Origin of the sequence: Vibrio sp. T11.5 (genome assembly GCF_027587155.1) — a bacterium.
Taxonomy (GTDB): Bacteria; Pseudomonadota; Gammaproteobacteria; order Enterobacterales; family Vibrionaceae; genus Vibrio; species Vibrio neptunius.
Map to the genome: position 1 here is coordinate 21324 of NZ_JAPPTP010000013.1, position 13307 is coordinate 34630.

General features: G+C 46.1%; 13 protein-coding genes. 10 read left to right on the forward strand and 3 right to left on the reverse strand.

The window, feature by feature from the left end; translation table 11 throughout:
• Positions 1–262 precede the first annotated feature (262 nt).
• From OH455_RS13990 to katG, 5 genes are all read left to right on the forward strand, one after another.
• On the forward strand, positions 263–847 hold the full coding sequence (locus OH455_RS13990) for a TetR/AcrR family transcriptional regulator (protein WP_269981820.1): 585 nt from the start codon (positions 263–265) through the stop codon (positions 845–847).
• A gap of 85 nt (positions 848–932) precedes the next feature.
• Positions 933–1964, forward strand: coding sequence for an NADP-dependent oxidoreductase (locus tag OH455_RS13995; RefSeq protein WP_269981821.1), 1032 nt, complete (start codon positions 933–935; stop codon positions 1962–1964).
• 12 nt (positions 1965–1976) lie between these two features.
• Positions 1977–2594 carry a glutathione S-transferase family protein gene (locus tag OH455_RS14000; RefSeq protein ID WP_269981822.1) on the forward strand — a complete coding sequence of 206 codons (618 nt, stop codon included), beginning with the start codon at positions 1977–1979 and terminating at the stop codon, positions 2592–2594.
• Positions 2595–2778: 184 nt separating this feature from the next.
• Positions 2779–2904 (forward strand): hypothetical protein, encoded by a 126-nt coding sequence (locus OH455_RS14005; protein ID WP_269981823.1) that lies wholly within the window; start codon positions 2779–2781, stop codon positions 2902–2904.
• A gap of 11 nt (positions 2905–2915) precedes the next feature.
• A complete protein-coding gene (gene katG, locus OH455_RS14010) occupies positions 2916–5093 on the forward strand; it encodes a catalase/peroxidase HPI (RefSeq protein WP_269981824.1) in 2178 nt (725 codons plus the stop codon).
• A gap of 346 nt (positions 5094–5439) precedes the next feature.
• Here the strand turns inward: katG and OH455_RS14015 are convergent, their stop codons facing one another.
• A complete protein-coding gene (locus tag OH455_RS14015) occupies positions 5440–6318 on the reverse strand; it encodes an NAD(P)-dependent oxidoreductase (RefSeq protein ID WP_206370127.1) in 879 nt (292 codons plus the stop codon).
• Positions 6319–6644: 326 nt separating this feature from the next.
• Between OH455_RS14015 and OH455_RS14020 the strand changes: the two genes are divergently transcribed.
• The 5 genes from OH455_RS14020 (at position 6645) to trhO (ending at position 11651) form a co-directional block, all read left to right on the forward strand.
• Positions 6645–8042: an alpha-amylase family protein gene (locus OH455_RS14020; protein ID WP_269981825.1), complete on the forward strand. Its 1398-nt coding sequence runs from the start codon at positions 6645–6647 to the stop codon at positions 8040–8042.
• 115 nt (positions 8043–8157) lie between these two features.
• The gene (locus OH455_RS14025; protein WP_045976373.1) at positions 8158–8805 is read left to right on the forward strand and encodes an HAD family hydrolase; all 648 of its coding nucleotides are present in this window, start codon (positions 8158–8160) and stop codon (positions 8803–8805) included.
• A 190-nt stretch (positions 8806–8995) separates the two neighbouring features.
• Positions 8996–9853 carry a glutathione-dependent disulfide-bond oxidoreductase gene (yghU, locus tag OH455_RS14030; RefSeq protein ID WP_269981826.1) on the forward strand — a complete coding sequence of 286 codons (858 nt, stop codon included), beginning with the start codon at positions 8996–8998 and terminating at the stop codon, positions 9851–9853.
• 275 nt (positions 9854–10128) lie between these two features.
• Positions 10129–10518, forward strand: a complete 390-nt coding sequence (locus OH455_RS14035) for a VOC family protein (protein ID WP_045976371.1) — start codon at positions 10129–10131, stop codon at positions 10516–10518.
• A gap of 152 nt (positions 10519–10670) precedes the next feature.
• The gene (gene trhO, locus OH455_RS14040) at positions 10671–11651 is read left to right on the forward strand and encodes an oxygen-dependent tRNA uridine(34) hydroxylase TrhO (RefSeq protein ID WP_045976370.1); all 981 of its coding nucleotides are present in this window, start codon (positions 10671–10673) and stop codon (positions 11649–11651) included.
• 134 nt (positions 11652–11785) lie between these two features.
• On the opposite strand, the gene OH455_RS14045 is transcribed toward trhO, so the two are convergent.
• Together OH455_RS14045 and OH455_RS14050 are read right to left on the reverse strand one after the other, a co-directional pair.
• Positions 11786–12733 carry an endonuclease/exonuclease/phosphatase family protein gene (locus OH455_RS14045; protein ID WP_269981827.1) on the reverse strand — a complete coding sequence of 316 codons (948 nt, stop codon included), beginning with the start codon at positions 12731–12733 and terminating at the stop codon, positions 11786–11788.
• A 115-nt stretch (positions 12734–12848) separates the two neighbouring features.
• Positions 12849–13235 (reverse strand): helix-turn-helix domain-containing protein, encoded by a 387-nt coding sequence (locus OH455_RS14050; RefSeq protein ID WP_045976368.1) that lies wholly within the window; start codon positions 13233–13235, stop codon positions 12849–12851.
• Between the last annotated feature and the right edge of the window lie 72 nt (positions 13236–13307).

A 13307-nucleotide genomic window follows, 5' to 3' on the forward strand; every position in this document is an offset into this window, starting at 1 on the left:
AGAGTCAAAGACCTTCTACATTTATCTACCTTTAATAGTAATATCACTAAACAATATCGTTTGACTTTTTGCGTCCATTCGGCGTTTTTCCATCATTCGAAGGGAACTTATTTAGTTCGTAATTGTGTGAGTCTTTTTCACTCCGTCCAACTCTCGCCGTTCCTCTTTGTATGCGGCTTAACCTTCAACGGCGCGGTAATTCATCCTCTCAAAGCTTTCACACTCACTAGACGACTGGTCTAATTTGCTTTATAGTTCGCCCATGAACGAAAAAACAAACGACACTCGCCAACATATTCTCAATGTGGGTTACGAATTAGCAGTGAACAAAGGTTTCACCGCCGTCGGTTTATCTGAACTGCTTAAAACAGCCGATGTGCCAAAAGGCTCCTTCTATCACTATTTCAAATCCAAAGAGCAATTTGGTGAGGCACTGATTGAAGATTATTTCAGAAGCTACCTAGCTCGAATCAATGTGATTTTTCATACAGAGGAAGGGAATGGCTATCAACGTTTAATGGGCTACTTCTCCCGCTGGCTAGAAGTAGAAAATGGTGTCTGTAATGCTAACCGATGCCTGGTGGTTAAGCTTAGTGCCGAGGTTTCTGACTTGTCGGAGCCGATGCGAATCACTCTTGCGAACGGTGCAGGACAAGTCATTGATTCCATTGCTCAGTGCATAGAATCCGGTATCGAAGACGGTTCGATAAAAGCATTGGATGCGCAGCAAGTTGCGACCCAGCTTTACCAACAATGGCTTGGTGCGAGCCTTCTCAACAAACTGGTTCAGGATCAAGCACATCTTGAACGTAGTTTAGAGAGCACTCACTCTCTACTTAGCGCTTAAGTAACACATTCCCGTTTGATGCAACAAATCAACGGGAATTTTTTGAAATCCAAACTAGACGACTGGTCTAATAATAGGAAACACAATGACTAACAACGTAAACCGCCGCATTGTTCTTGCTTCACGCCCTGTAGGCGCACCTGTTAGCGAAAACTTCCGCTTAGAAGAAACAGAAAAGCCTACGCCTGCTCAAGATGAATTGCTGCTAAGAAGCGTCTATTTGTCACTTGACCCCTACATGCGTGGCCGCATGAACGATGCAAAATCCTACGCGGATCCTGTTGATATCGACGATGTCATGGTCGGTGGCACAGTGTGTCAGGTAGAAACCTCCAATCATCCAGACTACCAAGTTGGTGAATGGGTATTGGCTTTCACTGGCTGGCAAGATTACGGCATTTCAAATGGTGAAGGCCTTATTAAAATGGGCATGAGCCCAACTCACCCCTCTTATGCACTCGGTGTGATGGGTATGCCGGGCTTCACGGCTTATATGGGCTTGCTGGATATCGGCCAACCAAAAGCTGGCGAAACCTTAGTAGTCGCTGCTGCAACAGGTGCGGTAGGTTCTATGGTCGGACAGATAGGCAAACTAAAAGGTTGTCGTGTAATTGGCGTTGCCGGTGGCGAGGAAAAGTGTCGTTATGCGGTAGAACAATTAGGCTTTGATGAGTGTATCGATCATAAAGCGGAAGATTTTGCAGAACAGCTAGCGACAGCGTGTGACCAAGGCATCGACGTTTACTTTGAGAATGTTGGCGGTAAAGTATTTGACGCTGTGATGCCCCTTCTCAACACTGGAGCGCGTATTCCACTGTGTGGCTTGATTTCTCAATACAACGCAACATCGCTCCCTCAAGGCCCTGACAGAATGTCAATGCTGATGGGGCAGTTGCTGATCAAGCGAATCAAAATGCAGGGTTTCATTATTTTTGATGATTACGCTCATCGTTATGAAGAGTTTGCAACCGACATGAGCCAATGGCTTGCGGAAGGAAAAATTCATTATCGTGAACATTTAGTGGAAGGGTTTGACAATGCGCCAGAAGCATTCATCGGCCTTCTGGAAGGTAGAAACTTTGGCAAACTGGTTGTAAAAACTAACCGTCCACTATAAACAGAGGTCAGCATGATTAAACTACATCACCTTAACCAGTCTCGCTCCAAACGTATTATCTGGTTGTTAGAAGAGCTAGGCATCGATTATGACATCGTCCCCTACCATCGTGATAGTGTGACCTTTCTCGCGCCACCAGAGCTTAAATCTATCCACCCACTGGGTAAATCTCCGGTGATTGAAGAAGATGGCCGCGTCATTACAGAGTCTGGCGCAATCACTGAATATCTTATCGATAAGTATGCGCCAGAGAAGCTGGCGCCAGCTAAAGGCTCTGATGACCACCTCGACTACCTGCAGTGGCTGCACTTTGCAGAAAGCTCTGCTGCTCTACCGTTACTACTAAAGGTCTTCGTTTCTAAAGATGGCGCTCAAATGAACTTCCTACCTGATTATGCTGAAGTCGAGTTACACAAAGTGATGAGTTATGTCGACCAGCGTTTGCAAGGCAAGCGTTACCTAGTCGCCGAAAAACTCACTGGTGCGGATATTATGATGTCATTTATTGTTGATATTCTGACGAACTTTGGCTTACTTGAGCGCTACACCAATATTGTCCAGTATGCCTCACAACTTGCCAGCCACGATAGTTGGCAGACCGCCGAACAGCTTGAAATAAAGTTCAGCTAATTACTCGTGTACAGGGTTGCTAATCTTCGCTGGCAGCCCTGCTTCCCTTTTTAAATTTCCGTGATATTTTGCCTCTTACGCCATCGGTATGCATGAGATAGAAAACGTCTATCAATAACATAGCCACAACCAGTTTTATAAAAGCTCTCTCGCCATCTATTCTCAATGCTATCAAGTCAGTCCAATGACGGATATTCAATCAGACGCTAGACCGATAGAAAACGTCCTTGGTTTTAACTGGCTAACCAATGATTCGATGGTCACCGATATAAGAAACATCAAAGTGGTGGCCGTGAATAAGCGACACTAAAGGAGCAAATCATGGAACACAAAAACGTGAATACTGGCGGTAAATGTCCTGTCATGCATGGCGGTGCAACTTCTTCAGACTCATCAAACGTAGCTTGGTGGCCAAACGCCCTCAACCTCAACATCTTGCATCAGCACGACCAGAAATCGAATCCAATGGGCCTAGGCTTTAACTATCGTGAAGAGCTTAAAAAGCTCGATGTTGAAGCGTTAAAGAATGATGTTAAAGCTCTGATGACTGATAGTCAGGACTGGTGGCCAGCAGACTGGGGCCATTACGGTGGCTTAATGATTCGGATGGCATGGCACTCTGCAGGATCTTATCGTACTGGCGATGGCCGCGGTGGTGCGGATACCGGTAACCAACGCTTTGCTCCTCTGAACTCTTGGCCTGACAATGCAAACCTAGACAAAGCTCGTCGCTTGCTTTGGCCTATTAAACAGAAATATGGCAATAAAATCAGTTGGGCTGATCTGATGATCCTAGCTGGCAACATGGCTTATGAATCTATGGGATTGAAAACCTTCGGCTTTGCATTTGGTCGCGAAGACATCTGGCACCCAGAAAAAGACATCTACTGGGGCGCAGAAACAGAATGGCTAGCAGAGAGCGGTGGTGAAAACAGTCGCTATTCGGGTGAGCGTGACTTAGAAAACCCGCTTGCCGCTGTCATGATGGGCTTAATCTACGTCAACCCTGAAGGTGTTGATGGTAAACCAGACCCACTAAAAACGGCTCAGGACATGCGTGTCACTTTTGAACGTATGGGAATGAACGATGAAGAAACTGTCGCACTGACCGCTGGTGGCCACACCGTGGGTAAAGCACATGGTAATGGAGACGCCGATAAACTGGGTGCCGAACCAGAGCGTGCAGAGCTAGATGAACAAGGTCTTGGATGGAACAACCACACCTCTCGTGGTATTGGCCGTGACACTGTGACCAGTGGGTTGGAAGGTGCGTGGACAACCCATCCAACTCAATGGGATAACGGTTTCTTCCATCTGCTGTTCAGCTATGACTGGTCTTTGCAAAAGAGTCCAGCGGGTGCATGGCAGTGGGAACCAGATAACATCAAAGAGGAAGACAAACCTGTTGATGTCGAAGATGCAAGTATTCGTCACAACCCGATCATGACGGATGCCGATATGGCGCTGAAAATTGATCCTGAATACCGCAAGATATCAGAACGCTTCTACAAGGATCCCGCTTACTTCTCCGACACCTTCGCTCGTGCGTGGTTTAAGCTGACTCACCGCGATATGGGACCAAAATCCCGCTACTTTGGCCCAGATGTTCCGGCAGAAGAGCTAACTTGGCAAGATCCTGTCCCTGCTGGTCAAAGCAATTACGATGTTGCAGCGGTCAAAGCTAAAATCGCCGCAAGTGGTTTAAGCGTTAGCGAGATGGTTTCCACCGCTTGGGACAGTGCTCGTACCTATCGTAACTCAGACAAACGTGGTGGCGCTAATGGTGCTCGTATCCGCCTTGCGCCACAAAATCGTTGGCAAGGTAACGAACCCGAAAAGCTCGCTAAAGTCCTTTCGGTTCTAGAGGGTATCGCCTCTGAGTCAGGTGTAAGTGTCGCGGATACCATAGTTCTTGCTGGTAACGTTGGCATTGAGCAAGCAGCGCGCGCCGCTGGTATAAACATCTCCGTTCCTTTTGCTCCGGGACGTGGTGATGCAAGTGCTGCCCAAACAGATGTCGATTCCTTTGATGTGCTGGAGCCTGTCGCTGACGGATTCCGAAACTGGCAGAAGCAGCATTATGCGGTAAGCCCTGAAGAGTTGATGTTAGACCATGCACAGCTATTGGGTTTAACGGCCCCAGAAATGACGGTTCTGATTGGTGGTATGCGTGTGCTTGGAACCAACCACTCTGGGTCTAGTCACGGTGTATTCACTGATAATGTCGGTGCACTGACGAACGATTTCTTCATCAACCTGACAGACATGCGATACACATGGAAGCCAACTGGGCGTAACTCCTACTCTATTGTCGAGCGCAGCAGCGGTGAAGAAAAATGGACAGCAACCCGAGTCGACCTTGTATTTGGATCTAACTCCATCCTACGTGCTTACGCTGAAGTCTACGCTCAGGATGATAACAAAGAGAAATTCGTCCGCGACTTCGTAGACGCTTGGACCAAAGTAATGAACGCTGACCGCTTCGATTTGAAACAATAACTTGCAATAACGCCCCACGGCTTTTGTGAGTCCGTGGGGTAGCAGAGATTTGATCTGGACAGATGTTTAACTCATCAACAATTTGGCAAAAAACTGTAGGTTGCACTAGTTTTAGATAGGTAACAGCAGTTAAGCAATGAAGCTCATATAAGGCTTCACCAATCCATTAACCATAGATGTTACAAATGAGGAGAGTTGGCTATGAAAGGATTCGAATTCTTTAAGTTATTTGACACCAAAGAGCTGTTCATCTTCTACTGATATAGAGTATCCCGCTTGAATCAGTACTGAAATCCATACGCCGATCGCTAACCTGCACGCATCGGCGTATTGTTTGACTCAGCGCTTATTGTTTTTTCGCCACCGCTTTCATCAGAACAGATGTATCCATACGCCCATAGCCATCTTGTTGTAGCTCAGCGTATTGCTCATCGACCTTCTTAGTTAACGGTAAATCTAGCCCGACTCGTTCCGCTTCTTTCAGGCAGAACCCTAAGTCTTTGCGCATCCAATCAATAGCAAAACCAAAATCAAACTTATCTTGTGACATGGTCACGGCGCGATTTTCCATTTGCCATGAACCCGCTGCACCATGTTTGAGGGTTTCAACCACTTGTTTTACATCCAAACCAGATTTTTGAGCGAGTAGCAACGCTTCGCTAAGCCCTTGGAGAATACCGCCAATACAAATTTGGTTAACCATTTTACAACGTTGACCCTGGCCATTTTCTCCCAGCAACGTCATTTGTTTAGCGTACACATCCATCACTGGTGAGATTTGTTCGAACACCACTTGATCACCGCCACACATAATGGTCAACACGCCATTCTCAGCGCCCGCTTGACCACCAGAAACTGGCGCATCAATAAACTGATTGCCGTTTTCTTTAGCTGCAGCCGACAATTCAACCGCTAGCTCAGCGGACGTTGTCGTATGATCCACCAGCACGGCTCCTGCCTTCAATCCAGCAAGAACGCCATCTTCACCGTAAATCACACTGCGTACGTCGTCGTCATTACCCACGCAAACAAACACAACATCACAATCCTGAGCCGCTTGTTTAGGCGTCTCACACGCAACACCTTGGTATTCCTCAGCCCATTTGTCTGCTTTGGTTTTAGTGCGGTTAAACACTTTGGTGGAATATCCCGCTTTACTCAAGTAGCCTGCCATAGGGTAGCCCATTACACCCAAGCCAATAAACGCGACTTTCTGCTGACTCATTCTCATTTCCCTTTATCATTTTGTAATTAGGGACACAGTCTACTAAACATTACGGATCATTTTCACTATTCGTCATTCTTTGATTTCCGCAACGACGACAATCATCTGTCAGCAGCGAGGCGTCATTTAACCCTTGAAAATTGGACATTTACCAACCAATTCGAACGCAAAACAACCAAACTCATCACAAAATTCTACCCCTGTAGGAATTTTGTAAATTGCCCCCCTACAGAGTGTGACCGTAATCCAGTCTTCCATTTCAAGCACTATTAATAGCAATTTATAAAAATATCATTGCCCTGAATATCAATAACGAGAAACACCCTATGAAAAAAATAACAACTTTACTCGCTGCCACTGTTGCGCTCAGCGCACCGCAACTGACCTATGCCGACGCAATCCTACACGCGTTCAACTGGAAATATTCGGATGTGACAAACAACGCCCAGCAAATCGCCGCTAACGGATTCAAAAAGGTTCTAATTTCTCCCGCGATGAAATCTAGCGGCACAAAATGGTGGGCACGCTATCAACCTCAGGATTTTCGTGTTATCGACTCTCCACTGGGCAATAAACAAGACTTAGAAGCCATGATCGCTGCACTTAAAACACAAGGCGTCGAAGTCTATGCCGATGTTGTCCTCAACCATATGGCCAATGAGGCGTCAAAGCGCAGCGATCTCAACTACCCAGGCTCAGACGTACTTAACGAGTACGCTTCACGTAGTCACTACTACGCCAACCAGACCTTATTTGGCAACTTGAGCCAAAATCTTTTTTCTGGCAATGACTTCCACCCAGCGGGTTGTATCACCAACTGGAACGACCCTGGTCACGTACAGTACTGGCGACTTTGTGGTGACAATGGCGATACCGGACTACCAGATTTAGATCCCAATAACTGGGTTGTGTCACAGCAGAAAAACTACCTTCAAGCACTCAAGTCTATGGGAATCAAGGGGTTTCGCATTGATGCCGTCAAACACATGAGCCAGTATCAAATCGATCAGATTTTCACATCAGACATTACTGCTGGAATGCATGTTTTCGGTGAGGTCATTACCAGTGGTGGTAAGGGCGATAGCGGTTATGAAGCCTTTTTAGCGCCCTATTTAAACAACACCGATCATGCCGCTTACGATTTCCCTCTGTTCGCTTCTATTCGCAGCGCTTTCTCTTTCAGTGGTGGATTAAGCCAACTCCATGATCCTCAAGCGTTCGGTCAAGCTTTAGAGAATTCACGTGCCATTACCTTCACTGTGACACACGACATTCCCACCAACGATGGTTTTCGCTATCAAATTATGGACCCCAAAGATGAGCAGTTAGCTTATGCCTACGTATTGGGTAAAGATGGCGGCACACCACTTATCTATAGTGATGAACTACCAGACAGCGAAGATAGAGATAATGGCCGCTGGGCTGACGTATGGAAAGACACCACGATGATCAACATGCTTAAGTTCCACAACTCGATGCAAGGTGAACCAATGACTGTTGTGCACAGTGATCAATGCACGCTGGTTTTCAAGCGTGGTAAAGCGGGCGTCGTTGGCATCAATAAGTGTGGCGAAGCAAAGTCTATAACCGTCGATACGTATCAACATGAGTTCAACTGGAACCTTGCTTACAAAGATACGCTAACTGGAGATACCACTGTCGTCACATCGCGTAACCATACATTCAATATTCCGGCACGTACGGCAAGAATGTGGATGCTATAGTCTAAGTACAACTAGTAAAGGTCTGGTCAATACCAGACCTTTTTTCGGCGCTTTTACTATAATTTAGAAGTGTGCAAAAATGAGCGCCCGAACTGTTAATTAATATGCTGTACTCATGAAAATTCAAGCCGCTATCTTTGATATGGATGGCCTTCTGTTGGACACCGAGCGTGTATGCATGCGTGTTTTTAAACAAGCTTGCGTGAACGTCAACCTACCTTTCTATGAAGACGTTTATCTCTCCATCATCGGTCGTAACTCCGCAGGCATAGAAAAGATCTTTCGAGCCGCTTATGGGGATGACCTCGACAAACTCCACAATGAGTGGCGTCGCAACTACGATGCTATCGTCAAACACAAACCTATTCCAGTTAAAGACGGCGTTGTTGAACTTTTGGAATGGCTCAAACAACAGCAAATTCCAACCGCTGTGGCGACCTCTACTCAGCGTGACGTCGCAGAAGTTAAACTGCGCCTTGCGGGTTTAGACTCATACTTTGACAGCCTGACTTGCGGCTGCGAAGTGTCAGTCGGCAAGCCCGATCCAGAGATCTATCTACTGGCAGCCGATCGAGTCAATGCTCACGCCGAACACTGTATCGCATTCGAAGACTCCAATAATGGTGTAAAGAGTGCCGTAGCCGCGAAGATGACCACCTACCAAATCCCCGACCTAGTGGAACCTTGCGAAGACGTAAAAGCATTGGGGCATTATATTCTCCCCTCACTCCACTCAGCACTAGAACACCTTAAGCGAGCATAGTCGTACCACCCCTAAGGTAAAATAAATGGGTTGCTTATCCGTCCATCTCCCTCCATTAGCAACCCCTTATTCAATTAACCGATTTGCAATAACCAAAGGTTCTAATAATCTGATAACGAGGGGTTTTTATCTCTTCATATCACCACCATCTAATCTAGTGCCGGATATCAATTTTGGACAAGGAATCATAATGACTAACCAATACGTACCACCAAAAGTTTGGAAAATGGATGACGAGAATGGCGGCCAATGGGCCAGCATTAACCGACCAGATTCAGGGGCCCGACACGAGCAAGCGCTACCCGTTGGTTCACACCCAATCCAGCTGCATTCTATGGGCACACCAAATGGCCAAAAAGTGACAATTATGCTTGAGGAACTTCTCGCCCTTGGGGTCAGTGACGCTGAGTATGACGCTTATTTGATAAAAATTGGCGACGGAGATCAGTTTGGTTCTGGCTTTGTCGAGGTGAACCCAAACTCCAAGATCCCAGCATTGGTTGACCGCTCAGGTGACACACCAATCAACGTATTCGAATCTGGTAATATTTTGCTTTACCTTGCCGAGAAATTCGGCCATTTCCTACCAACAGATGTTACAGCGAAAATAGAGGTCATGAACTGGCTGTTCTGGCTTCAGGGCTCCGCACCGTACTTAGGCGGTGGCTTTGGTCATTTCTACGCCTACGCGCCAGAGAAGTTTGAATACCCAATCAATCGCTTCTCAATGGAAGCGAAACGTCAGCTAGATGTGTTGGACAAGCAGCTAGCAAACCATACCTTTATCGCTGGTGAAGAATACAGCATTGCGGATATCGCTATCTGGCCTTGGTACGGCAATTTAGTGCTGGGTAAGATTTACGACGCTGGCGAATTTCTTGACGTAGATAGCTATAAAAACCTTAAGCGTTGGGCTGAAGCCATTGAAGCTCGCCATGCAGTCCAGCGTGGTCGTATCGTCAACCGTGCATGGGGCGAAGAGTGGGAGCAGGTTCCAGAACGCCACAGCGCGGAAGATATCGATAAGGTACTTAAACTCAAACCTTAAGCCATAAAACACAATAATAAATCCTCCCATTCAAAATGAGAGGATTTATTTCGTTCCAACGCCCCCAATTAGAGCATTAATTGGGAAAACGCATTCGGCAATCAGATCCTCGTTTCTGTACTACAACTCCGCCAGAGTTAAGTGTCACGCATCCATAGCTTCTTCCCAACCAATATCATCAGTAATAAGGAAAAAAAACGAAATAAATCATCTCTTTTTTCCTTCCTAGATCACGATTAGCATTTCCTATCAAATACAACAACTGAGATGCAATTATGAACATTGAGCACGTTGCGCTCTGGACCAAACAGCTAGAGTTACTCAAAGATTTCTATATCAAGTATTTCAACGCAACGCCCAATAAAAAATACCATAACAGTGAAAAGAACTTCTCTTCTTACTTCCTATCGTTTAGCAGTGGTTGCCGGCTAGAACTGATGCAAATGGACAGCATTCCAGAGTCAAAAGATGACCTATATGACCAATTCACTGGTTTTATCCATATTGCCATTTCGCTTGGTTCAGAGCTTGCGGTAGAACAATTGACTCAACGTTTAGTTGCAGATGGCTACGAGTTACTTAGTGGCCCGAGAACGACGGGGGATGGCTACTACGAAAGTTGCTTCTTTGACCCAGACGGCAATCGGATTGAGCTAACGGTATAGATCAATCTTTTATCATCAGAATATGACAAAACATAATTCATCAATTTAACCCTAAAAACTGTCTGTATTTGTCGCTAGCGCTCTCCGCTATACTTCGCCCGATTTAACTCAAAGCTCTGGATTTACGCTCCAGTTCGCTAAAAGGAAAAAACATGACAGATTACGTAGTATGCGCGCTTTATAAGTTTGTGCGTCTTGAAGATTATGTGGAACTTCGTGAGCCGCTAAAAGCGCTGATGGAACAACATCAAATCCGTGGCACTCTCTTATTGGCCAGCGAAGGCATCAATGGTACGGTCGCTTCTAGCCGTGAAGGTATCGACACTCTTCTCGCCTGGTTCAAGCAGGATTCACGCCTTGCAGATATCGTTTACAAAGAGTCATTCGACGCAAACCAACCGTTTAACCGTACCAAGGTTAAGTTGAAAAAAGAAATCGTGACTCTTGGTGTAGAAGGCATCGACCCTCGTCATGTGGTCGGTACTTACGTTAAGCCAGACGAGTGGAATGAGCTGATCTCAGATCCTGAAGTTTTCGTCGTCGATACACGTAATGACTACGAGATCGAAATTGGTACCTTCAAAAATGCCGTTAACCCGAAAACCGATACTTTCCGTGACTTCCCTGAGTACGTCGCTGAAAACATGGATCCAGCGAAGCACAAGAAAGTCGCTATGTTCTGTACTGGTGGTATTCGTTGTGAAAAATCTACGGCTTACATGAAGGAACAAGGCTTCGAAGAGGTGTACCACCTAGAAGGCGGCATCCTGAAGTATCTTGAAGAAGTGCCTGAAGAAGAAAGCATGTGGGAAGGCGATTGCTACGTATTCGATGGCCGTGTCGCGGTAAACCACCAGCTAGAGAAAAGTGGCTACGAGATGTGTAATGCGTGTCGTTTGCCAATTACTCAGGAAGACATAGAATCGGAAGCGTTTGAAAAAGGCGTTAGCTGCCCTAAATGTATCGACAAGCATACAGATGAGCAAAAAGCGCGCTTCCGTGAGCGTGAAAAGCAAGTTCAACTCGCTAACAAACGCGGCGAAACACACGTTGGAGGCGAGGCCGATCAGGTGATTGCTCAACGTCGAAAAGAAAAAATTGCCCGTAAAGAACAACAAAGAAAATCTAAGTAACGCCTAGTCGTTCCGAATTCAATCCCCTCTGCATTTTTGCGAGGGGATTTTTTTGCACACTTGAAACGCTATCGATCGCTAGAAGAACACATTAATTATTGGAAATTTGATGAATAGCTATCAATTAGTGTCGATCACAGCACAAACCTAACTGTCACCGAGACAAACGCGTGATCACTCGCCTGCTTGTCCCGCTCAAAACTTGGATTTATGAGGTGATTGTCGAGCGTGGAATAAGATGTCACATCGGCCATTGAGTACTGCGAGTCGGGCTGAAACTCCTGCGACAATAAGATGTAGTCGAGCACGTTACCTTTTGCGAAATGATAGTGTGTGGGTGGACGCTCTGTCTCAGGCTGCTTGATAGCGAAAATGTCCCAACTGTCTCGCAGCTTAAGGCCTGATTCGCTTTCGATAGTTTTGGTCAGTAAACCTGTGATGTCACTGCTGATCGACTGATTCATATCTCCCATCAGAACAGTCGGAATCGGATGCTTCGCGTATTGTTGTTCCATCGCCAATCTCAGCATCACCGCTTCCCATCCTCTTTGCTGGCTTGAAAGCCATTGACCCACCAGCGGGTGTCCTCCACCTTCTTCTATCGCTTCGGTGGCTCTCTGAGATTTTAGGTGACTGACATAAACAGCTATTTCACCAATATCTGGAACTTCTACCACTGCAAAAACGGGCTGACGGCTAAACGCTGGCAACGAGATTGAATAGCCTGCTAGCGATGATGCCGGTAACGTGACCGCTTCAACATGTGAGATGGGGTATTTAGAAGCCAGAGCAACAACGGGATGAGAGTAGATGTAATCACTTTCTATGTTTGGGCTATCTACACTAGCAAAATATGAGTAGCCCATTTCTTCGAATAACTGGCAGGCAGCATCAAGACTAAATACTTCTTGAAGTGCCACTATGTCTGCTTCGAGGCTCTGAATGGCATTTTTTGTCCATTGGCATTTAGCTTGCCAAGCATCAGCATCATAGATATTCTCAAAGTCATAAAACGCACCGGGTGGTTCGATGAAATTGAACAAATTGGCGCTGGCAAATGTGAGTCTTTTGTCGGTTAGCAAAGTGCGACCTTATTGGTTCTAATTAGAGTCTGTTGACCTAGTGTTTAGTGTAAGCCTATCTATGGCAAACTGCTGACTGATAAGCCTGTTAGGCAAGCTAAGGTGACTTTAACTGTCACAGGTAATGTTTTACCGATTTCATCATTTTTTGAAATGAAGGGCAGTCTAGATGTGACCGCTCTGGACAATTTGCCACGTGGTTGAGACTATCCCGCACCGCTTGCAGTCTTTTAATCTGAGCATCGATTTCATGCGTTTTCTGAGTGAGCAGAGCCCTGTCTATCGACAGCTCATCCTTGTCATCAAACATAACTGATATCTCATCAAGCGATAAACCTGCTAAGCGCCCCAGACAGATGATATTGAGCTTATTCAGTACGCTGGGGGCATATTGTCTTCGTAAACCATTGCGGCCAATTGAACGAATCAGACCAAGTTTCTCATAGTATCTGAGTGCAGAAGGCTTGAGCCCAGACCGACGAGACACATCCGCGATATCCATATTAATCACCCTTGACTTAAAGTCGACTTCAAGTTGTAGCCTAGATGCAATCTATCAAAACCATCAGCGAAT

Excerpts from the sequence above, each read along its gene's own strand:
- trhO (WP_045976370.1), top strand. The coding sequence starts at position 10,671 with ATGACAGATTACGTAGTATGCGCGCTTTATAAGTTTGTGCGTCTTGAA.
- OH455_RS13990 (WP_269981820.1), top strand. The coding sequence starts at position 263 with ATGAACGAAAAAACAAACGACACTCGCCAACATATTCTCAATGTGGGT.
- OH455_RS13995 (WP_269981821.1), top strand. The coding sequence starts at position 933 with ATGACTAACAACGTAAACCGCCGCATTGTTCTTGCTTCACGCCCTGTA.
- katG (WP_269981824.1), top strand. The coding sequence starts at position 2,916 with ATGGAACACAAAAACGTGAATACTGGCGGTAAATGTCCTGTCATGCAT.
- yghU (WP_269981826.1), top strand. The coding sequence starts at position 8,996 with ATGACTAACCAATACGTACCACCAAAAGTTTGGAAAATGGATGACGAG.
- OH455_RS14015 (WP_206370127.1), bottom strand. The coding sequence starts at position 6,318 with ATGAGTCAGCAGAAAGTCGCGTTTATTGGCTTGGGTGTAATGGGCTAC.
- OH455_RS14050 (WP_045976368.1), bottom strand. The coding sequence starts at position 13,235 with ATGGATATCGCGGATGTGTCTCGTCGGTCTGGGCTCAAGCCTTCTGCA.
- OH455_RS14005 (WP_269981823.1), top strand. The coding sequence starts at position 2,779 with ATGACGGATATTCAATCAGACGCTAGACCGATAGAAAACGTCCTTGGT.
- OH455_RS14020 (WP_269981825.1), top strand. The coding sequence starts at position 6,645 with ATGAAAAAAATAACAACTTTACTCGCTGCCACTGTTGCGCTCAGCGCA.
- OH455_RS14025 (WP_045976373.1), top strand. The coding sequence starts at position 8,158 with ATGAAAATTCAAGCCGCTATCTTTGATATGGATGGCCTTCTGTTGGAC.
- OH455_RS14000 (WP_269981822.1), top strand. The coding sequence starts at position 1,977 with ATGATTAAACTACATCACCTTAACCAGTCTCGCTCCAAACGTATTATC.
- OH455_RS14035 (WP_045976371.1), top strand. The coding sequence starts at position 10,129 with ATGAACATTGAGCACGTTGCGCTCTGGACCAAACAGCTAGAGTTACTC.